The organism is Chryseobacterium sp. FW101-FHT12H09 (genome assembly GCF_058790395.1).
In genome coordinates, this window is the sequence record NZ_JBYTCP010000005.1 from 126,557 (window position 1) to 147,286 (window position 20,730).

Consider the following 20,730-nt stretch of genomic DNA (forward strand, 5'->3'; position numbering starts at 1 on the left):
TAGAATGTCTCAATAAAAATAATAATGAAGGTGTTCTTTGAGATAAACAAAAAACTCCTGAAAAATATTTTTCAGGAGTTTATATTTTTAAGTTAAAAATTTTCTAGGGGTATGGAGCAATTTCCACTTCAAGTCCTTCCATTTCTTCTACCATATGCAGCTGGCAACCCAGTCTGCTGTTCTCCTTCACATGGAAAGCCTCCGCTAACATCGCATCTTCTTCATCTCCCATTTCCACTAATCCCGGATCATTGATCACATAGACCTGACATGAAGCACACATGGCCATTCCTCCACAAACACCGATTGTTCCCTCTTCAGCTAATTCATATGAACGGATAATTTCCATTAAGTTCATAGACATATCCGTTGGTGCAACAACGTCATGAGCTACCCCCTCTCTATCGGTAATTTTTATATTGATATCTGACATAATTTTGCAAAATTAGTCAATTTTTTTCACAACTGCTTTCTCTGCTTCTTTACGGCTTCCATCAAATCCGTCTACTCCACTTACTGTTGTATATTTTAAAACGTATTTTTTACCTGGATTTAATCTGTTATAAACACTTTGACACATTAATGTTGCCTCATGGAAACCACACAGAATAAGCTTCAATTTACCAGGATATGTATTGATATCTCCGATCGCGTAAACTCCATCAATGTTGGTCTGATAATCTAGAGCATTGTTTACAACAATGGCATTCTTTTCAATATTAAGTCCCCAACTGGCAATATCTCCAAGTTTTGGAGTTAAACCAAATAAAGGAATGAAATAATCTGTCTCGAGATCATAAGCTTCTTCTCCATCTTTCTGCACAGTGATTGCAGAAACCTTACCCTCTCCTTTTACACCAATAACCTCAGCGGGAGTAATTAATTTTATTTTTCCGGCATTCTTTAGATCCTGAACTTTTTCAACAGAATCCAAAGCACCCCTAAATTCATTTCTTCTGTGAATCAGAGTCACTTCACTTGCTACATTTGACAAGAAAATACTCCAGTCCAAAGCAGAATCTCCACCTCCGGCGATTACTACTTTTTTATTTCTGAAATGCTCAGGCTCTTTTACAAAATACTCAACTCCTTTTTCCTCATAGTCGGCAATATTTTCAATAGTTGGTTTTCTAGGTTCAAAAGTACCCAATCCACCTGCGATAGCAATTGCTTTTGCTCTGTGTACTGTTCCTTTATTTGTAATCACCTCAAACCACTCTTCATCTACTTTAGTCAGCGTTACAGCAGTTTCTCCTAAGGTAAATCCCGGTTGAAACTGTTTGATCTGTTCCATTAAGTTATCAACTAAATCTCCTGCATTTACTGAAGGATAACCTGGAATATCGAAAATAGGTTTTTTAGGATAAAGTTCAGCCAATTGTCCTCCAGGTTGAGGAAGAGCATCTATAATATGGCATTTCATTTTAAGCAAACCAGCTTCAAATACTGCAAAAAGTCCAGTTGGCCCTGCTCCTATAATCAATATATCAGTAGTAATCATAACAAAATTTAATTTTACATATAGCTGCAAATTTACTAATTTTAACGACAAGCTGATTTAATTGAGTCTAAATAAAAACCTGAGATTTATCAAATAACAGGAAAAAGAGAAAAATTTTAATTTTGGCAGCGTTTTTGTAAAAACCATAGTATGAAGAAAATTTTCAATATCCTTGCATTATTCGTATTCTTTTTGGGCTTTGGTCAGATTGAAAATATAGCGGATGGTGAATCTATTACCTTTAGAATCCATTACGGAATTCTAACCGCTGGAAATGCAACCCTCACAACACAAAAGACAACCTACAAAGGTTCTCCGCATTTGTATGTAAAGGGAACAGGACAAACATCTGGTGCTGTAAAAGCATTCTTCAAGGTGGATGATTTGTATGAAAGCTTCATTAATACAGAAACAGGACTTCCCAGTTTTTATGTAAGAAATGTAAAAGAAGGCAGCTATCGCCAACATTTTGAAACGGTCTTCAATCACAACAACAACACACTGATCCTAACTGATAAAAAAACACCTGCTAATGGTTCCAAGGTAATAAAGTCGGTAAAAGGAGTACAGGACATGCTTTCCTGTTTCTATTACCTGAGAAGTCAAAGTCAGACAGATTTAAAAGTAGGAACAGTCATTAACATGAACGTATGGATTGATGATGAAATGTTTCCTTTCCGTTTGAAAGTGATCGGTACCGAAGACCTAAAAACAAAGTTTGGAAAGATCAATTGTTTAAAAATTATTCCTTCAGTAATAAGTGGAAGAGTATTTAAAGAAAAAGAAGGCGTTACCATGTGGGTTTCAAATGATGCTAACCACGTACCTATGCTGTTAAAAGCTGAATTAGCAGTTGGTTCTTTAAAGGCAAGTATTGATGATTATAAAAATGTGAAGTATCCGCTGAAGTTTACAAAATAATAGATGACCTTTTTTAAATTTTACTTTTAAAGTAAACCACAATAAATAAGAAGTAAAAAGCCTCCGAAATATCGGAGGCTTTTCTATTATAAAGTTTTAAATTGCTCTAAAGTTCTGATATCGTTTTCGAAGAACATTCTGATATCACTCATTTGATAAAGAAGCATTACAATTCTTTCGATACCCATTCCAAAAGCATATCCTGAATATTTCTCTGAATCAATATTTACATTTTTCAATACGGCTGGATCTACCATCCCGCAACCCATAATTTCTAACCAACCAGTACCTTTTGTAATTCTGTAATCAGTTTCTGAGTTTAATCCCCAATACACATCAATCTCTGCACTAGGCTCAGTAAAAGGGAAATAAGAAGGTCTCATTCTGATTTTAGATTTTCCAAAAAGCTCAGTAGTAAAAAACTGAATCGTTTGTTTTAAATCGGCAAAACTTACATTCTCATCAATATACAAACCTTCAATCTGATGGAAAATACAGTGAGAACGAGAAGATACCGCTTCATTTCTGAAAACTCTTCCCGGAGATAAAATTCTTATGGGCGGTTGGTTTTCTTCCATATAACGGATCTGTACTGAAGAAGTATGAGTCCTCAACAGAATATCCGGATTTTGCTCTATAAAGAAAGTATCCTGCATATCTCTTGCCGGGTGATATTCGGGAAGATTAAGTGCTGTAAAGTTATGCCAGTCATCTTCAATTTCAGGTCCGTCTGCTACAGCGAATCCAATAGATTTGAAGATCTCAATAATTCTGTTCTTCACCAAGTTGATAGGATGTCTTGATCCAAGCTCTAAGGGAAAAGCAGGTTTCGTAAGATCATCTTTCTCCAGAATAATAGAAGATGCAGAAGCACTTTTCAAGTCTTCTAATTTTATGGCAATAGCCTGCTTCAAAGAATTAACCTTTTGTCCGAATTCTTTCTTCTGATCATTAGGAACTTCTTTTAATGTTTCGTAAAAATCGTTTAGAACTCCTTTCTTACCATTATACTTGATTCGGAAATTTTCGATTTCCTCTTTAGATGTAGTATTGAAGCTGTTTACTTCAACGAGTAGTTCTTCTATCTTTTCTATCATTATTTTACCCTTTCAAAATGTTTTGCAAAAATACGATTTTCAGTTTAAAAACTTTCTTATTTTATCATAAAAAAAATCTGCCCCTTATTCAGAGGCAGACTTCAATCACTTATTTCACTTAAATAAAAAAATTATTTCTTTTCTAAAGCTTTAACGTTGATCTGAAGAGTTACCTCATCTTTAATGACCCCGTTTTCAGCAGGAGCCTGGAATTTCACCCCAAACTCTTCTCTTTTAATATCTTTTGGCTCAGTTGCCACAGTTACCTCTCCTTCTTTCACAGAAACATTAGCTTTAAGCTGAAGTGGTTTTGTAATCCCTTTAATTGTTAAATTACCATCTAACAAGGTATTGTAATCACCTTCAGCAGCCGGTGTAACTTTAGTAATTTCATAAGAAGCAGTTGGGAATTTTTCAACTTCAAAAAAATCACCACTTTTCAAATGTCCATTTAATTTTCCCAGTTGGTCAGCATCATCTTTCAAATCAACTGATGTTAAAGAATTCATATCAGCAACGAATTTTCCACTTTCCAGTTTCCCTTCTTTTACTGTAAGATCTCCACTTTCAAACTTGATCGTTCCAAAATGGCTTGTGCTTTCGGATTTAAATACTTTATATCCTTTCCATTCTATTTTACTATTTAAAGTATCTAATGCATATTGAGTACCATCTTTTGTAGTTGCAACATCATTACTTTCGCTGGTAAGCGGTTTATCTTTTTTACAAGAAACCACTACAGCTGTAGCAAAAACGGCAGGGATAACGAAATAAAACAGTTTTTTTCTCATTTTTGATATTTTTTTATTACGTCCGCTAAGATAATAAAAAAAATAATTCTTTTATAAAAATACTACATTTGTAATATGCTATTAGAGATAAACAATTTATACTTTTCACACCGCGAAGATCAACCGCTTTTCCAAAACCTGAATATACGATTTGAGGAGGGCAAAATCATTGCATTGGCAGGAGAAAGCGGATGTGGAAAATCTACATTATTAAATTTAATTTATGGACTTTTAGACTGGGAAAGTGGAGAAATTATTTTTGATGGAATTCCACTTTTAGGTCCTAAAGGAAATCTTGTTCCGGGAGAAGCTGAAATGAAATTTGTAGCTCAAAATTTTGATCTGATGCCTTATTCAACGGTTGCTGATAATGTGGGGAAATTTATTTCAAATATTAATTTAGCTAAAAAAAGTGAAACTGTAGCGGAGCTTCTTGAGGTGGTAGGACTGGAGGAATATGGTAACGTTTTCCCAAAAAATTTAAGTGGCGGTCAGCAACAAAGAGTTGCCATTGCAAGATCACTCTCGGTGTTACCTAAATTACTTATTCTGGATGAACCTTTTAGTAATATCGATTTTCCACGAAAAATAGAACTTCGTGAAAGACTTTTCAGATATGTAAAACAGCACAATATCTCTTTAATTATTTCTACTCATGAGCTTCAGGATATTATGCCTTGGGTTGATCAGATCGTTATCCTCCAAAATGGCAGATTAATTCAAAACAACAATCCTGAAGAAACTTATAAAGAACCTTATAATTCTTATGTAGCAAAGCTTTTTGGAGAAGTAAATATTTTTAATGAAAATGAAATAAATGATTTTCAGATTTCAAAGTTCTTTTATTACCCACATGAAATTAAAATTTCCGAGAATGGCTTAGATGCTGAAGTTCTGGAAAGCAGATTTGCAGGCAATCATTACTGGAATAAAATCAGTATGAAGAATAGAGACCTCATTGTTTACAGCAACAATAACCTGGAAAATCCGATTAAAATCACATTTGAATAGAAAGCTAAAAAAATAAAATATCGAAATCTAAGCGGTCATCTTTATTTTAATAACCCGTTTGACGATTTCAGTTAATCAACACATTTACTTATAGTTAATGTTAGTTTGTGGATAAATAATAAAAATCTAAGAATTCATTTTTAAAACTTTTTCTTACATTTGTATTTCCACAGCATAAGGAAACTTTTGGTTAATTCTCTTTCTGCCTCCAGGACAAACATTAGCAGAATCCTGCAATCTAGTCTTTGAAAGATTACACTGTCCAATCTTTTCCTTTTTTTGTTTTCTATAGACAAAAAATGCGTCCAAAGACGCACCAATATAGTTAAGAAATTTCTTCTAAGCTTTCTTTACAAACTCCGATTTTAGTGCCATTGATCCAAAACCATCAATTTTACAATCTATATTATGATCACTATCTGGTCGTAAACGGATATTTTTTACTTTAGTCCCTGCCTTTACTGGCTTAGGAGCACCTTTTACCGGTAAGTCTTTAATGACCACTACAGAATCACCATCCTGCAATTCATTTCCATTGGAATCCAGTATTTTTCCTGAATTTGCAGCTTCAGCAGTAACTTCCTCCGCATTCCATTCATAGAAACACTGAGAACATACCGTCATATTATCACTTGGATAAGTAAATTCAGAACCACACTTTGGACAAAGTACAATATCACTCATATCTTTAAATTTCTACAAAGGTAGAGCTTTTTGAATGATAGAGTCAAGAGATGGAAATGGAATTCGAAAACCAAGAGTTAAGAGAAAAGAACAAAGAGAGAAGATAGATTGGTTTATTAGAGGAAGCAACATTTTATACTACTTCTGCCTTTATTTTCAAATCCATTTCTTCTCTTCAGAAGGCTAAATCTCTCAAGTATTAATTCTCAACTATAATTTGTACTTTTGCAGATTGAAAACAGGAGAAGCAATTATGGAACTTATTCACAGAAACTTAGCAATCGGAATTCACGATGCCCTACAAGAAACATTTTTTGAAAAAAATAAATACGCCGATAAAGTAATTGAAAGACTTTTAAAGGCTCATAGAAAATGGGGAAGTCAGGACAGAGCCGTTGTTTCTGAAATTTTTTACAATATCATACGTTGGAAAAAACGTTTGGAATATTATATGGGAGAAGGTGTAAAACCCAATAATGTTTATAAACTGATCATTGCTTATTTGCTTTGGAGTAAAACAAACTATAAAAGATTTGAAGAATTCGAAGGGGTAAAGATCGCTGATATCATTACTAAATTAAAAAAAGGTACAGTTCCTACAAAAGCAATTGAACATTCAATCCCGGAATGGTTAGCTGAAACTTTAGAAAAAGAATTAGGTGCTAACTGGGAAAAGGAAATGAGAGCTTTAAACGAACAGGCTCCGACAGTTTTAAGAGCGAATTCTCTTAAAACAACACCAAAAGAACTGATCTCTGATCTATCCGATGAAGGTGTTACTGCTTTTACTGTAAGAAATTATCAAGACGCGGTACAATTAGAAGAAAAAAAGAATGTCTTTTTAACTACAGCTTTCAAAGAAGGATTATTTGAGGTTCAGGATGCCTCTTCTCAAAAAATCGGATATTTTCTTGATGTAAAAGAAGGACAAAGAGTCGTTGATGCTTGCGCAGGAGCAGGTGGAAAGACGCTTCACCTTGCTGCTCTAATGGAAAACAAAGGACAGATCATCGCTTTAGATATCTACGAATGGAAATTAGCAGAATTAAAACGTCGTGCAAAAAGAGCCGGAGCACACAATATTGAAACCCGCATGATTTCCGACAATAAAGTAATCAAACGCCTTCATGAAAAAGCTGACAGACTTCTTATTGATGCTCCTTGTTCAGGTTTAGGGGTTTTAAAAAGAAATCCGGATAGTAAATGGAAAATTGATCAGGCTTTCATTGACAGGATCAAAACAGAGCAGCAACAAATTCTACAGGATTATTCTAAGATCCTTAAAAAAGGTGGAAAAATGGTTTATGCGACATGTTCTATCCTACCTTCTGAAAACAATGGACAGGTTAAAGAATTCCTTAAAAACAATCCTGATTTTAAACTGATCAAAGATGAAAAGGTAATGCCTAGTGAAGGTTACGATGGGTTCTATATGGCACTGATCGAAAGACTTGCTTAATTAGAATTTCATTATTTAACATACAGCTACTCCACTTTCCTGGAGTAGTTTTTTGTTATATACCAATCCACCTCGAACTTAATATTTTAAACCAAAAGACATCTTATGATAAAAATATTTTTATATTTCCGTAACATTCTTATTATATGTAACACCTATTATATCAAAAACCAATTTTAATTCGCAAAATAGACATGTATTACTAATTCTATCTTTGTGATAAATCCCTATTACTATGTATAAAAGAATTTTATTAAGTCTATCTATTTTCGTATTTTTTGTTACGAACGCACAGACATATGAAATTCAATACATCAGTTCTTATAACGGAAAAGTACAAGCAGACCAATCTCCTACCTTTATATGGGTAAATTCTGAGGAAAATTATATTCTCAATAATTCAATAAGAGAGAAGAAAAGTGAATATCCATTTGAGATTACAAAAGTAGAGAAACCCTCTAACACGATCGTTTCTTATGCTTTTTTAAAACCCTCTGAAACGATTTCTACATCGGATAAGGAATCGGTAAGCAAGCAAACTTTTGAATTAACCAGTGAAACTAAGAAAATATTAGGGTACACCTGTAAAAAAGCGGTTACCAAAATAAATTCCAACACTATTGAAGTTTGGTACACCAATGATCTAAAAATAAACGGCGGGCCATCAACATTAGGTCAAAATATGGGTTTGGTATTAGAAATTGAACGAAATAAAAACTCATTAATTACAGCCAGCTCCATTAAAAAAGTTAAGAAAGCGGATATTGATGACATTATAAAAGGTCAGATCAGAACTACTGATCTGTCAGGATATAAAGATCTTCTCTGGAAAAGCAGGTTTACCACTTTAAATATCTTTGAAAATGAAATTATTAATTTTTCAGATGAGTCAAAATCCGATGAGAAAGTAAAAAGATTAGCCAATGGAACTATCATTTTAAAAAAAGTAAAGTTTCCTAAAATATCTGATGGTGAAAATATTTTTGTTGAACTAAAGCAACAATCTAATGGTGACGCCTATGACAGAACGGGAACCGTATTTTTCATACCCCAAGATAAATCGCAATCTTTTTTTGATGGTTTGGAAAAAGGAGCCAAAACACTTCCTGTTTATGAAAATGGAAATGGAAAACAATATTATGGTATTACTTCAACGGAAAACTATGACCCAGGTATTGAAATGATGCGTTTCTTTACCGCTTTTGGTATTCAGAAATTTAATCATATCCAGTTGAAAGGAAAAGACTGGCAAACAATAAGTCCTTACCGACAGGATATTACAGATCTAAAGCCTTCTTTATCAGAAAAAGAACTTTGGATCGGTACATTTATAGGTAATTATGACAAAGGTGGACATAAGGTAAGCCTTGATATTACGATTCACAAAAGCGATCAGACCATTCATAAAAATAATATGGTACTACCACTGTTCAATACAGTAAATATTATGGAAATGGCTGGTCAGGATTATTCAACAATGTTCAATCAGGATAAAGGACTATTTGTAGAATTCACTTTGAAAAAGGATCTTAAAAATGCACAATTAAGGTACATTACTACTGGTCACGGCGGATGGGAAAATGGTGATGAGTTTGTTCCAAAGGCCAATTCTATATTCTTAGATGGCAAAATGACATTCTCTTTCACACCATGGAGAACAGATTGTGGATCTTATAGACTATATAATCCTGCGTCAGGAAATTTTCCGGACGGCCTTTCTTCCTCAGATCTGAGCAGATCAAACTGGTGTCCCGGAACACTTACCAACCCTAACTTTATTCCATTGGGGGATCTTAAAGCAGGTAAACATAATATCCAGATAAAAATCCCACAGGGACCAACAGAAGGCACAAGTTTCAGCTCATGGAATGTCTCAGGTGTTTTACTAGGAGTCCAATAAAAACAAAACCTTCTTGTGATATTAGTCACAAGAAGGTAAAAACACAAATGATGAAAAAAAATTATTTCGAGCCACAAAGTAAATGTAAAAATTCATATAATTAATTACCATAGATTAATAAATATATCGTTTTAATTTCGTATGAATAGTAGCATTAGTTTGTAGTGAAAAATATCAACCAAAATCATTTATTCTCATTAAATTAATTTATATTTTTAATCAAATTCAATTAATAAGTTAAAAATATTAACTTATATTTAATTTATATTGTCTTTTTTAAATTACAACCCTACTTTTGTTTCTAAATAAATGATAAAAAATGTGTGGAATTGTATGTTTGTTTGATGCGAAACAAAAAACTGAAATATTGAGACCTCAGGTCTTAGAAATGTCAAAAAAAATCCGTCATAGGGGTCCAGACTGGAGTGGTGTTTTTCAAAATGAAAAAGTAGTATTCTCTCATGAAAGATTGGCAATCGTGGATCCTACTTCTGGAAAACAACCGTTATTTTCTAAAGATGGAAATATCGTCTTAGCTGTAAATGGAGAAATATACAACCACAGAGAATTGAAAGAAGAATTCCCTGACTATGAATTTCAAACTCAATCTGACTGTGAAGTTATTTTGGCTCTTTATGAAAGATACGGAAAAGACTTCCTTGAAAAACTAAATGGTATTTTTGCTTTTTCACTTTATGACATAAAAAATGATGTTTATCTTATTGCTCGTGACCATATGGGAATATGCCCTTTATATCAAGGCTGGGACAGAAGTGGAAACTTTTATGTAGCTTCAGAATTAAAGGCACTGGAAGGGGTATGTAAAACAATAGAGACTTTTTTACCGGGACACTATATATATAGTAAGGATGGCAATGAAATCCAACAATGGTATAAAAGAGACTGGGTAAACTTCGATGAAGTAAAAGACAACGAAAGCGATATAAAAAAACTTAGAAAAGGACTTGAAGATGCCGTCCACAGACAATTGATGAGTGATGTTCCTTATGGTGTATTATTATCCGGAGGTTTAGACTCTTCTGTTATTTCTGCAATTACAGCGAAATATGCAAGACAAAGAGTTGAAAGCGGAGATACTCAGGAAGCATGGTATCCAAGATTGCATAGTTTTGCCGTAGGACTGGTTGGATCTCCTGATCTTACAGCCGCTAAAAAAGCCGCAGAACATATAGGATCTGTCCATCATGAAGTCAATTTTACTGTACAAGAAGGGTTGGATGCCATTCGCGATGTTATTTATCATCTTGAAACTTACGATGTAACAACGATAAGAGCTTCAACTCCAATGTATCTTTTAGCAAGAGTTATTAAATCTATGGGAATAAAAATGGTACTCTCTGGTGAAGGTTCTGATGAACTTTTTGGTGGATATTTATATTTTCATAAAGCACCGAATGCAAAAGAATTCCATGATGAGACGGTAAGAAAATTAGGAAAGCTTCACCTGTACGATTGCTTAAGAGCAAATAAAGCTTTAATGAGTTGGGGAATTGAAGGTCGTGTTCCTTTTCTGGATAAGGAATTCATGGATATAGCCATGTCCATTAATCCGAAGGATAAAATGATCAATGTCGCTGAAGGAAAAATAGAAAAATGGATCTTAAGAAAAGCTTTTGAAGACACGCTTCCGGAGTCTATTGTCTGGAGACAAAAAGAACAGTTCTCTGATGGTGTTGGCTATTCATGGATTGATACTTTAAGAGAGGTCGCAGAAAAAGAGGTTACCGATGAAATGATGATTAACGCAAAATTCCGGTTTCCACTGAACACTCCTCAAAATAAAGAAGAATACCGATACCGTACTATTTTTGAAGAGCATTTTCCAAGTGAAACCGCAGCAGCAACTGTACCATCTGTACCGTCAGTTGCTTGTTCAACCCCTATTGCCTTAGAATGGGATGAGGCATTTAAAAAGATGAATGACCCAAGTGGAAGGGCAGTAAAAGTACATGAAACATCGTATGAATAATTAATCTTTGAGAGATAGATTTTTTGGAGTTAGACCATCAGAATAAAAATTATTCCGATCTGATTCTAAAGCCTCACATCCTATCTTCTAAAGTAAAATTTATTAATCCTGTAGCAATACAGGATTTTCTTTTGAATTAACAGCAAGAATATTGACAGATTTTAACCGACAATCAAAAATAGTATCTAATAAATAATTATATTTGGAAAACGAAAAAATCAATTTTATAAAATGAGAAGAACCATTACTATCTTTTTTGCTTTATTATCCATAAATTTTGCTTTTGGCCAAGGTAAATTTGGTAAATATCTTAACTCAAAAAAACTTGCCCTAACTTATAAGACTGTAAAGGATAACGAAAAAGAAAACTACTATCAACAATATTACTGGCTGGCAAAAGCTGAGCAATTAAAAACATATCCTCACCTTAAGGATGTAAAACCAATTGTTTTATATGAGTTTGTAAAAAAAGTAAACCCTCAAAATCTAACTAAAAAATTAGATGCAAGAGGTAAAGAATTAAGAGAAACAGCGGAATTATCTCTAAATCAATATTTTAAAAATAAAAATTTTGAGAACAATGCTGTTTTGATGTACAATCTCGAAACGTATGTGGATCCTTCTCAAGGCGAATATTTCACAAAAGTAGATCCTGAAAAAATTAAGGAACTGGTACCAAAAGAATTATTTGCATTCAACTCTCTAAACAAAAAAACTCAGGAAGAGAAAACATACTACCTTTGGATCGACAAGAAGAAAGATGATTTTAATATTGTAGATATTATTCCTAGTGAAGAAGATAAAAAATTCTATGCTTCTTTAAAGCAATACCTTCCGGGATATAAGTTTTCAAAATATGTTCCTTCTGTGAAAAAAGGAAATAAAACAGATAAAACAGATGTTGATTTTTACTACATCATGCCATTTGAACAGAACACGGATAACATTGAATATAAAACAACAGATTTCAAAACTTTTATTTTAAGCCAGTACAGAAAAGCTGGGGATGAATGGAAAGGAGTAGAAAAAACTAAAAAATAAATTAAAAAGTCTTGTGAAATTTCACAAGACTTTTTAATTTTATAGATATTTCTTTATCTAATAATAAATTCTATTAAGTTTTTTAATGCGTTAATTTGAGCAATTTATAAACAGAGGAAAGAAAATAGGTTCTTCTTTTAATTCCACTACTACATTTTTAATCAACTCAAATTAGCTGAAATTTTACTGATATAAATTATTTAAAGATTCTAGCTGATATAAAATGTCTGAAACCAACTCGTCCACAACATCTATTAAAAAGATCCTCCCATTGATTCTTGCCACTGCCATTTTTATGCAGATGCTGGATTCAACAATTTTAAATACTTCCTTACCTTCTATAGCAAAAGATCTGAAGGAATCGCCTTTGAATATGCAGAACGCTATTATCAGTTATGTTCTGACATTAGCGGTTTTTATGCCTGCAAGTGGTTTTTTAGCAGATCGATTCGGAACGAAAAAGGTCTTTATTTTCTCTCTTGTACTCTTTAGTCTGGGTTCATTATTTTGTGCCTTATCACAGAACCTCACGCACCTTGTTATTTCAAGAGTAATACAGGGAGTTGGTGGCAGTTTGATGACTCCTGTTGGAAAATTAGCTTTAATAAAAACATTTGATAAAAATGAACTATTAAAAGCGATGAATTTCGCCATTATTCCTGCACTTATTGGCCCTGTCCTCGGTCCTCTTGTTGGAGGATATATGGTAGATTACCTATCGTGGCACTGGATCTTTCTTATTAATATCCCTATTGGGATTTTAGGAATTATTTTAGGAATTAGATTCATGCCTAATTATAAATCTGACGATGTTGATTTCGATCTAAAAGGATTCATGATTTTTGCGGCAGCCTCTCTCCTGCTTTCTATCTCACTGGAACTTTTTGGAGATTTACAGAATACGACTCCCGTTCTTCTTGTTTTTATTCTGGGCTTCTTATTTCTATACTATTATTACAGACATGCAAAAAGAGGTGGAAACCCTATATTTCCTTTAAACTTATTTCAGGTGAGAACATTCCGTGTAGGAATTGTGGGAAACATGGCCACTCGGTTAGGAATCAGTGCTGTTCCTTTATTACTCCCCTTAATGATACAGATTGCTTATAAACAATCTGCAGTTACATCAGGCTGGATTATTGCTCCTATGGCATTAACAGCGATATTTGGAAAGTCTTCAGTTATCAAGATCTTAGACAAATTCGGATATCGCCAGACCTTAATGGTCAATACATTCATTATCGGAACATTAATATGCCTGCTTGCCATTCCAAATATCCATACTTCCTTATCCTGGTTTGTTCCTATTATTGCTGTTTTGGGGTTTTTCAATTCCATTCAGTTTACTTCTATGAATACTATTTCCATCGCAGATTTGCGAAACTTCCAGACCAGTAGCGGAAATTCTCTGATATCTGTAAATCAACAGCTCGCTATAGGTTTTGGGATCGCCTTTGGTCTTATTGTATTAAAAATATTTGAAAGCACTGATCTTATTAAAGGAGAAATACACAATGCATTCCGTTACACTTTTCTTACGGTTGGTGTACTTACGATTCTCTCAGGATTGGTCTTTAGAAGGCTTCATATTTCAGATGGTAAAAACATGAAATCCAAAGAATAACACCTTTATTCTCAATCCTTAACAAATCTGTGAAAATCAGATCTGTACGAACTTAACACAGATCAATGCAATTGATCTCCATCTACTCTATTTTTGTTTGTATAAAAAATCAACATTATGATGACAACTAAAAAAGTAGAAATGGTGATATCACCAAAACCTGCACATTTTGTAGGTGATGGTTTTAGAGTTCATAACTTTATACCAGGAGCATCCGGATTGGACATGAAAAGAATGGATCCCTTTATTATGCTCGATTATAATTCAAAATTTCATTTTAACGGATCTGAAAAACCAAGAGGCGTGGGTGTACATCCACACAGAGGTTTTGAAACAGTAACAATAGCTTATAAGGGAAAAGTCGAACATCATGACAGCTCAGGTGGCGGCGGCATAATCGGAGAAGGAGATGTACAATGGATGACTGCAGCAAAAGGAGTTCTGCATAAAGAATACCATGAAAGAGAATGGTCCAAGACCGGAGGAATTTTTCAGATGGTTCAGCTTTGGGTAAACCTTCCTGCTAAGGATAAAATGAGTAAACCAAAGTATCAGGCTATTCAGAATTCAGATATGAAATTGGTCGATCTTGGAGAAAATGGATCAATTGAAATAATAGCTGGAGAATATAATGGAAATAAAGGTCCGGCCTTTACTTTCACTCCTGTACATATGATGAATGCTAAGTTAAAAGCTGGTGGAAAAGCTGACTTTCATTTTCCTGACCATTATAATACCGCAGCTCTTGTGATTGAAGGAAGTATTATGGTGAACGGAAGTGAAAAGGCTGCAAGTGATCAGTTCGTATTATTTGAAAATCAAGGTGAAGATTTTACTATTGAAGCAAGCGAGGATGCAATCGTACTGATCATCAGCGGAGAACCAATCAAAGAGCCTATTTTTCCACACGGCCCTTTTGTAATGAATACAAGAGAGGAAATCATGCAGGCTTTTGAAGATTTCAACACCGGAAAGTTTGGATACCTGGAAGATTAACTAACAAATTAAGGAAATTAAGCAATAATTAAATAATCTTAATCTTAAGCCGATTATTTAATTATTGCTTTTTATTACCTTTAACGAAACACTTTTAAGCATTATAAATATTATAATTAAAAAAATACATAATGAAATCAGAGTTTGAACATATTCCTTTAGTTAAAAATGACTCAAAGAAAAGATTTGAAATAGAAGTAAACGGACATTTTGCTTTTATTGATTATCGCGAAATGGGCAGTCAGATAATTTTAGTACATACAGAAGCTGAACCAGAATTAGCAGGAACAGGAGCCGCGGCAGCTGTTGTTGAGAAAACCCTTTATTATATTGAAGAAAATATCAAAAAATTACTTCCACTCTGTCCTTATGTTTTCGCTTATATTAAAAAGCATCCGGAATGGAAACGTATTGTCGATGACAGATTTGAAGGATACAGTAAACTTTAATATCACAAAAAAGTAACAACACTTTAATTAAATCAATTTTAAAAGAGCACATTATTATGTCAAATATTGGACTTATCATAGAAGAAAAAGCTGCAGATATAGGAAATTTTTTGGTGGGAAGACTTTTACCTTTCCGTGAAAAAAGAGCAGTTGGTCCGTTTGTTTTTATAGACCATATGGGACCATCAGAATTAAAAGATTATCAAAATCTGGATGTGCCGCCACATCCACATATCGGACTATCTACTTTAACTTATTTGCTTGAGGGTTCTATTTTTCACCGTGACAGCATTGGAAGCGCCATGGAGATAAAACCTGGAGCAGTTAACTGGATGACCGCGGGAAAAGGCGTTGTTCATTCTGAAAGAACACCTGAGTATTTAAGAGAAACGGATAAAAAACTTCATGGTTTTCAAATCTGGGTAGGACTTCCAAAACACTTGGAGCGAAGTGAGCCAACTTTTCATCATATCGAAGCAGACGAGCTTCCGGTTTGGGAGGATGGTGAAATTCATTATAAATTAATTGCTGGAGAAGCATTTGAAAAAAAATCTCCGGTTCCTGTACACAGTAAATTATTTTTCATTGAAATAAAAACCAAAACCGCACAGAAAATAAGTATAGGACAGGATCTGTATGGTGAAGCCGCTATGTACGTTTTAGATGGAACAGTAAATATCGAGGGAAATACTTATGGATCAAAACAGCTTCTAATAGCCAAAGACACTAAGCTATGTGAGTTTGAAATGAGTGAAAATGCTACTGTTTATATTTTCGGAGGAGAACCCTTCGATGAAGAACGATTTATATTCTGGAATTTCGTAAATTCGGATAAAGAATTACTTGATCAGGCTAAGGTAAACTGGAATGATCAAAACCATGATGCTTTCCCATTAGTTCCTGGAGATGACCAAGACTTCGTTCCACTTCCAAAATCAATTTTGAACAGAAAATAAATTGGATCAGAGCCAAACAACTTAAATAACCAATGAAAATATTAGCATTTGCAGGAAGCACTTCTTCCACTTCGATTAACAGAGAACTGGTAAAATTTGTGTTAAAAAGTTTTCAAAATGAAGAGATCAATCTCATTGATTTGAATGACTATAACATGCCTGTGTTTTCTGTGGATCTTGAGAAAAAAGGTTTTCCAGATCCTGCTCATAAATTTTTAAAAGTAATTGGAGACTGCGACGTGATCATCTGTTCCCTTGCAGAACATAACAGGTCATATAGTGCTGCATTTAAAAATGTTTTCGATTGGGCTTCTAGAGTTAATGTAAAAGTATTTCAAAATAAACCGATGCTTTTAATGAGTACTTCTCCTGGTGGCTATGGAGGTGGAAATGTGATGAATACTGCAAAAACCTTTTTCCCGCAATTTGCGGCAGAAGTTAAGGATACTTTTTCCTTACCAAAGTTTTATGAAAACTTTGATCTGGAAAGTGGCGTTATCAATCCGGATATGCTCAAAGAACTGAATGATAAAATTGAAAATTTTAAAAACCAGATTACAGGATAATGACCAAGGGAAGACTAGAAGCATTCAGTGATGGTGTCTTAGCCATTATCATTACCATCATGGTCCTTGAACTCAAAGTACCGGAAGGAGATAGCTGGGCGAGCCTTAAACCCATTGTTCCAAAGCTCTTAGCATACATATTCAGTTTTATTTATGTTGGGATCTACTGGAATAATCACCATCATCTTTTTCAGGCTGCAAAAAAAATTAATGGAAGTGTACTTTGGGCAAATCTGCATTTACTCTTCTGGCTTTCATTGATGCCCATTGCAACAGAGTGGATCGGAAATACCCGTTTTGCTAAAAATCCTGTTGCCGCTTATGGTATTGGACTGATTATGTGTGCCATTGCATATACTATCATGGAGAATTTAATTGTACAATGTGAAGGGGAAAATTCAAAATTAAAAGATGCAATACATTCAAAATTTAAAGAATACATTTCAATTGTATTTTACATAACAGGAATCGTAACTTCTTTTTTTTATCCTTATATTGCTATCTGTTTTTATTACATCGTTGCTCTTATATGGCTCATTCCTGACAGAAGAATCGAAAAAATATTAAAAGAAGAATAATGGAAACGCACGAATATAATAATGGAGATCTTGCTGTGATCTGGATGCCAAAAAAATGTATCCATTCCGCAATTTGTGTAAAATTGCTTCCGCAAGTTTATAACCCTAAGGACAGACCCTGGATAAAGGTTGAGAACGCAACAACACAAGAACTTAAAGATCAAATCGAGCAATGTCCTTCAGGGGCATTGAGTTACAAATTCAATACTGAAAAATAATGGGGGTAACCGTAAAAGCAAGTTTAGGAAAAACAAAATATTATACGGAAGTAATAGCCGGTGAAAATAAGATCATTACGGACGAACCCATTGATAAAGGAGGGCAAAATAAAGGTTTCAATCCTTTTGAAATTCTGGCCACTTCTTTGGCGAGCTGTACTGCTGCGACTTTAAGAATGTACATCGACAGGAAAGAATGGGATGTAGAGAAGATTAACGTAGAGGTTGATCTGGAAAACTTTCCGCTTTCCAAAAGAGCTGTTTTCACAAGAAATATCAGCTTTGAGGGAACCAACCTGGATGGTGATCAAATGAAAAGGCTTCACACTATTGCTGATGCCTGCCCTATTCATAAAATTTTAACAAACGATATAGAAATACTAACCAAATTTTCATAATATGACAGAGGTAAAACAAAACAACGACGAAAAACACGGAAGTTTTGAGGCTTTCATAGACGGAAACCGCGCAGGATTAATGACTTATACCTGGGCTGGAGAAGAAAGATTCATTATTGATCATACAGAAGTAGAAGAAGCGTACAACGGAAAAGGCGTTGGTAAAGACATGGTTTTAGCGGCAGTAGATTTCGCAAGAAAACAAGGCAAAAAAATAATTGCGCTTTGTCCTTTTGCGAAAGCTACTTTCCAGAAGAACGAAGACCTACAGGACGTCGTAGTCTAGCTGACGAGAAAAAATACTTTGTAAACCTTTCAGGAATCTACCCTGAAAGGTTTTTCTTTTTTATCAGAACATAAAAAAACTATATTTGTAAAATTTTAATTGCAAAAAATATGTCTCCAGTTATATTATTGTCCATTATCGTTGTATACTTTGCGCTGCTCCTTTGGGTAGCTTATAAAACGGGTAAGGGAAGTGACAATGAGAGTTTCTTTATTGGAAACCGTAAAAGTAACTGGATGCTCGTTGCCTTTGGAATGATCGGCACCTCTCTTTCGGGGGTAACTTTTGTGAGTGTTCCAGGTGCAGTGGGTAAAGACAGTTTTTCTTATTTACAGATTACACTAGGGTACCTTATAGGTTATATTGTCGTTGCTTACGTCCTACTCCCTTTATACTACCGATTAAAACTAACTTCAATTTATGGCTATCTTCAGCAGAGAATGGGACAACTTTCATACAAATCAGGAGCGTGGATATTCATTGTCTCAAGATTGGTAGGTGCTACAGCCAGGTTATATTTGGTTGTCAATATTCTTCAGGTAACTATATTGGATAATTTAGGAGTTCCGTTTATTGTAACCACTTTGATCATTCTTGCGATGATTATTCTTTATACTTATGAAGGTGGCGTAAAAACCATTGTATGGACAGATACGTTACAGACTTCATGTATGCTCCTGGGCTTGATCATTTGTACCGTTTATATGCTTAATCATTTGGATCTAAGTGTTGGACAAAGCTTAACAGCAATGAGTGATAAAGGCTACACTAAAATATTCGAAATGGATTTTAATTCTCCCGGTTTTTTTATAAAGCAGATTCTTGCTGGAGCATTTATTACCATTACCATGACCGGAATAGATCAGGAAATGATGCAGAAAAGTCTTTCTGTAACCAGATTAAAGGATTCTCAGAAGAATATGGTTACGCTTGGGTTTATTTTACTGGGTGTGATTTCATTATTCCTTTATATGGGTGGGCTTCTTTATCTTTTTGGAGAAAGCCAAGGAGGTCATTTTACTGAAATCATAAAAGACGGCATCCCTAAAAAAGAATTCTTATTGGGTGGTAAAGAGATTTTTGGAGATAAAATTTTCCCTGAAGTGGCATTAAATCATATGCCTGGTTTTATTTCAATTATATTCATTATAGCATTAATTTCAGCCTTATTTCCAAGTGCGGATGGCGCTATGACGGCTCTTACGTCTTCATTGTGTATCGATATTTTTGGAATGAAAGAAAAGAAAGACTGGACTGACAAAAAGAAAGAAAAATTCCGTAAAAATGTACATTTGATCGTTGCATTTTCTTTCCTGATAATGGTTGTTATTTTTAAGATGATCAATGATAATTCCATGATTGGATTGATCTTAAAATTAGCCGGATTCACTTACGGTCCGCTTTTGGGTCTTTTTGCATTTGGTATTTTTACAAAATATAAGGTTGAGGATAAACTTGTTCCTTACGTCTGTATTGCGGCACCCATAATTTCTTATTTCATCGATAAATATCAGGTAAGTATTTTCGGTGACTTTAAAATAGGATTGGAATTACTTATCATTAATGGTTTACTGACGTTCTTTGGCCTTTGGCTAATCAGAAAAAATAATTCTAAATCACATTTAAAAAAAACAAAATAATATGAAAAAAATTATTCCACTTTTATTGGTTCTTTTTGCTTCTGGCTTTCTTTCTGCACAGGAAAGTTTTGAGGTTTCAACATTAAGAATCGGACCTTATAAAGTATTTATGAAAAGTGCAGAGATTGAAAAGTATTCCGGAGCAAAATTAAGATTAACGAATGGAGAATTTAAAAATTCGGTAAAGTACAGTGGAGAAATCATTATGATCAGCACCTCCCAGGAATATGATAATGAAGGGAAAGAGACCAATGGTTACAGTATATATGGTGTTTCTACTACCAGTAAGAAATTTAAAACAAAAAGTGGTATTGGTGTTGGAAGTACGAAAGATGATATCATTAATGCTTACAAAAATTATCCAAGCTACAGTACATATCCTGGATGGGATGACCAAGGGAAACAGGTTAAAAATGAAAGTTATTTCATACTGAACGACACTGATGCAGGAACAGTATTATCTTTCAAGATGGTTAATAATATTGTCACTGAAATTTCAGTATCCCTTAACGAAGGCTGCTAAAAAGATAAATTCTTTAAATAATTCAAAATCCGAGTTTTCCGCTCGGATTTTGTATTTCCATAAGCCATTAAAAAATTGTAAATTCGCGTGCAAATAAATCA

General features: G+C 34.1%; 22 protein-coding genes. 17 read left to right on the plus strand and 5 right to left on the minus strand.

Annotated elements, in window-relative coordinates:
* Positions 1-103: 103 nt before the first annotated feature.
* Complete coding sequence (locus tag AC3WRL_RS19525) at positions 104-433, minus strand: 2Fe-2S iron-sulfur cluster-binding family protein (protein ID WP_089029176.1); 330 nt, start codon at positions 431-433, stop codon at positions 104-106.
* 12 nt (positions 434-445) lie between these two features.
* Positions 446-1,501: an NAD(P)/FAD-dependent oxidoreductase gene (locus AC3WRL_RS19530; protein WP_214828939.1), complete on the minus strand. Its 1,056-nt coding sequence runs from the start codon at positions 1,499-1,501 to the stop codon at positions 446-448.
* A gap of 150 nt (positions 1,502-1,651) precedes the next feature.
* Here AC3WRL_RS19530 and AC3WRL_RS19535 point away from each other — a divergent pair, with 150 nt between their 5' ends.
* Positions 1,652-2,422 (plus strand): DUF3108 domain-containing protein, encoded by a 771-nt coding sequence (locus AC3WRL_RS19535; RefSeq protein ID WP_214828937.1) that lies wholly within the window; start codon positions 1,652-1,654, stop codon positions 2,420-2,422.
* Between the two features lie 86 nt (positions 2,423-2,508).
* On the opposite strand, the gene pheS is transcribed toward AC3WRL_RS19535, so the two are convergent.
* Together pheS and AC3WRL_RS19545 are read right to left on the minus strand one after the other, a co-directional pair.
* Positions 2,509-3,519: a phenylalanine--tRNA ligase subunit alpha gene (gene pheS, locus AC3WRL_RS19540; protein ID WP_214828936.1), complete on the minus strand. Its 1,011-nt coding sequence runs from the start codon at positions 3,517-3,519 to the stop codon at positions 2,509-2,511.
* A 131-nt stretch (positions 3,520-3,650) separates the two neighbouring features.
* Complete coding sequence (locus AC3WRL_RS19545) at positions 3,651-4,310, minus strand: YceI family protein (protein ID WP_214828934.1); 660 nt, start codon at positions 4,308-4,310, stop codon at positions 3,651-3,653.
* A gap of 75 nt (positions 4,311-4,385) precedes the next feature.
* On the opposite strand from AC3WRL_RS19545, the gene AC3WRL_RS19550 reads away from it, so the two are divergent.
* Positions 4,386-5,321: a sulfate/molybdate ABC transporter ATP-binding protein gene (locus AC3WRL_RS19550; RefSeq protein ID WP_492331075.1), complete on the plus strand. Its 936-nt coding sequence runs from the start codon at positions 4,386-4,388 to the stop codon at positions 5,319-5,321.
* Positions 5,322-5,660: 339 nt separating this feature from the next.
* Here AC3WRL_RS19550 and AC3WRL_RS19555 read toward each other — a convergent pair whose 3' ends face one another.
* Positions 5,661-6,005 carry a zinc ribbon domain-containing protein YjdM gene (locus AC3WRL_RS19555; protein WP_214828930.1) on the minus strand — a complete coding sequence of 115 codons (345 nt, stop codon included), beginning with the start codon at positions 6,003-6,005 and terminating at the stop codon, positions 5,661-5,663.
* A 253-nt stretch (positions 6,006-6,258) separates the two neighbouring features.
* On the opposite strand from AC3WRL_RS19555, the gene AC3WRL_RS19560 reads away from it, so the two are divergent.
* From AC3WRL_RS19560 to AC3WRL_RS19630, 15 genes are all read left to right on the plus strand, one after another.
* Positions 6,259-7,464 (plus strand): RsmB/NOP family class I SAM-dependent RNA methyltransferase, encoded by a 1,206-nt coding sequence (locus tag AC3WRL_RS19560; RefSeq protein ID WP_214829224.1) that lies wholly within the window; start codon positions 6,259-6,261, stop codon positions 7,462-7,464.
* 235 nt (positions 7,465-7,699) lie between these two features.
* The gene (locus AC3WRL_RS19565) at positions 7,700-9,364 is read left to right on the plus strand and encodes a GLPGLI family protein (protein ID WP_492331076.1); all 1,665 of its coding nucleotides are present in this window, start codon (positions 7,700-7,702) and stop codon (positions 9,362-9,364) included.
* Positions 9,365-9,683: 319 nt separating this feature from the next.
* Positions 9,684-11,354: an asparagine synthase B gene (asnB, locus tag AC3WRL_RS19570; protein ID WP_214828926.1), complete on the plus strand. Its 1,671-nt coding sequence runs from the start codon at positions 9,684-9,686 to the stop codon at positions 11,352-11,354.
* A 231-nt stretch (positions 11,355-11,585) separates the two neighbouring features.
* Complete coding sequence (locus AC3WRL_RS19575) at positions 11,586-12,395, plus strand: hypothetical protein (protein ID WP_214828924.1); 810 nt, start codon at positions 11,586-11,588, stop codon at positions 12,393-12,395.
* Between the two features lie 223 nt (positions 12,396-12,618).
* Complete coding sequence (locus tag AC3WRL_RS19580; protein ID WP_492331077.1) at positions 12,619-14,019, plus strand: MFS transporter; 1,401 nt, start codon at positions 12,619-12,621, stop codon at positions 14,017-14,019.
* A 120-nt stretch (positions 14,020-14,139) separates the two neighbouring features.
* Positions 14,140-15,015, plus strand: a complete 876-nt coding sequence (locus AC3WRL_RS19585; RefSeq protein WP_214829218.1) for a pirin family protein — start codon at positions 14,140-14,142, stop codon at positions 15,013-15,015.
* A gap of 131 nt (positions 15,016-15,146) precedes the next feature.
* Entirely contained in the window at positions 15,147-15,464 is a 318-nt protein-coding gene (locus AC3WRL_RS19590) for a GNAT family N-acetyltransferase (protein WP_492331078.1), read from the plus strand.
* 56 nt (positions 15,465-15,520) lie between these two features.
* Positions 15,521-16,420, plus strand: a complete 900-nt coding sequence (locus tag AC3WRL_RS19595; protein ID WP_492331079.1) for a pirin family protein — start codon at positions 15,521-15,523, stop codon at positions 16,418-16,420.
* Between the two features lie 32 nt (positions 16,421-16,452).
* Positions 16,453-16,986: an NADPH-dependent FMN reductase gene (locus AC3WRL_RS19600; RefSeq protein WP_261513073.1), complete on the plus strand. Its 534-nt coding sequence runs from the start codon at positions 16,453-16,455 to the stop codon at positions 16,984-16,986.
* Positions 16,986-17,564 carry a TMEM175 family protein gene (locus AC3WRL_RS19605; RefSeq protein WP_214828907.1) on the plus strand — a complete coding sequence of 193 codons (579 nt, stop codon included), beginning with the start codon at positions 16,986-16,988 and terminating at the stop codon, positions 17,562-17,564. Before AC3WRL_RS19600 ends, AC3WRL_RS19605 begins: the two co-directional genes overlap by 1 nt.
* Positions 17,564-17,782: a (4Fe-4S)-binding protein gene (locus AC3WRL_RS19610; RefSeq protein WP_214828905.1), complete on the plus strand. Its 219-nt coding sequence runs from the start codon at positions 17,564-17,566 to the stop codon at positions 17,780-17,782. Before AC3WRL_RS19605 ends, AC3WRL_RS19610 begins: the two co-directional genes overlap by 1 nt.
* Positions 17,782-18,180 (plus strand): OsmC family protein, encoded by a 399-nt coding sequence (locus AC3WRL_RS19615; protein WP_492331080.1) that lies wholly within the window; start codon positions 17,782-17,784, stop codon positions 18,178-18,180. The genes AC3WRL_RS19610 and AC3WRL_RS19615 overlap by 1 nt, the downstream gene beginning before the upstream one ends.
* 1 nt (position 18,181) lies before the next feature.
* Positions 18,182-18,466, plus strand: coding sequence for a GNAT family N-acetyltransferase (locus AC3WRL_RS19620; protein ID WP_214828901.1), 285 nt, complete (start codon positions 18,182-18,184; stop codon positions 18,464-18,466).
* Between the two features lie 110 nt (positions 18,467-18,576).
* Complete coding sequence (locus AC3WRL_RS19625) at positions 18,577-20,106, plus strand: sodium:solute symporter (protein WP_214828899.1); 1,530 nt, start codon at positions 18,577-18,579, stop codon at positions 20,104-20,106.
* Between the two features lies 1 nt (position 20,107).
* Complete coding sequence (locus AC3WRL_RS19630; protein ID WP_492331081.1) at positions 20,108-20,629, plus strand: hypothetical protein; 522 nt, start codon at positions 20,108-20,110, stop codon at positions 20,627-20,629.
* The last annotated feature ends 101 nt before the right edge of the window (positions 20,630-20,730 follow it).

Bases quoted from the DNA above. Each gene is read 5' to 3' on its own strand.
- AC3WRL_RS19525 (WP_089029176.1), bottom strand. From the start codon at position 433: ATGTCAGATATCAATATAAAAATTACCGATAGAGAGGGGGTAGCTCAT.
- AC3WRL_RS19530 (WP_214828939.1), bottom strand. From the start codon at position 1,501: ATGATTACTACTGATATATTGATTATAGGAGCAGGGCCAACTGGACTT.
- AC3WRL_RS19535 (WP_214828937.1), top strand. From the start codon at position 1,652: ATGAAGAAAATTTTCAATATCCTTGCATTATTCGTATTCTTTTTGGGC.
- pheS (WP_214828936.1), bottom strand. From the start codon at position 3,519: ATGATAGAAAAGATAGAAGAACTACTCGTTGAAGTAAACAGCTTCAAT.
- AC3WRL_RS19545 (WP_214828934.1), bottom strand. From the start codon at position 4,310: ATGAGAAAAAAACTGTTTTATTTCGTTATCCCTGCCGTTTTTGCTACA.
- AC3WRL_RS19550 (WP_492331075.1), top strand. From the start codon at position 4,386: ATGCTATTAGAGATAAACAATTTATACTTTTCACACCGCGAAGATCAA.
- AC3WRL_RS19555 (WP_214828930.1), bottom strand. From the start codon at position 6,005: ATGAGTGATATTGTACTTTGTCCAAAGTGTGGTTCTGAATTTACTTAT.
- AC3WRL_RS19560 (WP_214829224.1), top strand. From the start codon at position 6,259: ATGGAACTTATTCACAGAAACTTAGCAATCGGAATTCACGATGCCCTA.
- AC3WRL_RS19565 (WP_492331076.1), top strand. From the start codon at position 7,700: ATGTATAAAAGAATTTTATTAAGTCTATCTATTTTCGTATTTTTTGTT.
- asnB (WP_214828926.1), top strand. From the start codon at position 9,684: ATGTGTGGAATTGTATGTTTGTTTGATGCGAAACAAAAAACTGAAATA.
- AC3WRL_RS19575 (WP_214828924.1), top strand. From the start codon at position 11,586: ATGAGAAGAACCATTACTATCTTTTTTGCTTTATTATCCATAAATTTT.
- AC3WRL_RS19580 (WP_492331077.1), top strand. From the start codon at position 12,619: ATGTCTGAAACCAACTCGTCCACAACATCTATTAAAAAGATCCTCCCA.
- AC3WRL_RS19585 (WP_214829218.1), top strand. From the start codon at position 14,140: ATGACAACTAAAAAAGTAGAAATGGTGATATCACCAAAACCTGCACAT.
- AC3WRL_RS19590 (WP_492331078.1), top strand. From the start codon at position 15,147: ATGAAATCAGAGTTTGAACATATTCCTTTAGTTAAAAATGACTCAAAG.
- AC3WRL_RS19595 (WP_492331079.1), top strand. From the start codon at position 15,521: ATGTCAAATATTGGACTTATCATAGAAGAAAAAGCTGCAGATATAGGA.
- AC3WRL_RS19600 (WP_261513073.1), top strand. From the start codon at position 16,453: ATGAAAATATTAGCATTTGCAGGAAGCACTTCTTCCACTTCGATTAAC.
- AC3WRL_RS19605 (WP_214828907.1), top strand. From the start codon at position 16,986: ATGACCAAGGGAAGACTAGAAGCATTCAGTGATGGTGTCTTAGCCATT.
- AC3WRL_RS19610 (WP_214828905.1), top strand. From the start codon at position 17,564: ATGGAAACGCACGAATATAATAATGGAGATCTTGCTGTGATCTGGATG.
- AC3WRL_RS19615 (WP_492331080.1), top strand. From the start codon at position 17,782: ATGGGGGTAACCGTAAAAGCAAGTTTAGGAAAAACAAAATATTATACG.
- AC3WRL_RS19620 (WP_214828901.1), top strand. From the start codon at position 18,182: ATGACAGAGGTAAAACAAAACAACGACGAAAAACACGGAAGTTTTGAG.
- AC3WRL_RS19625 (WP_214828899.1), top strand. From the start codon at position 18,577: ATGTCTCCAGTTATATTATTGTCCATTATCGTTGTATACTTTGCGCTG.
- AC3WRL_RS19630 (WP_492331081.1), top strand. From the start codon at position 20,108: ATGAAAAAAATTATTCCACTTTTATTGGTTCTTTTTGCTTCTGGCTTT.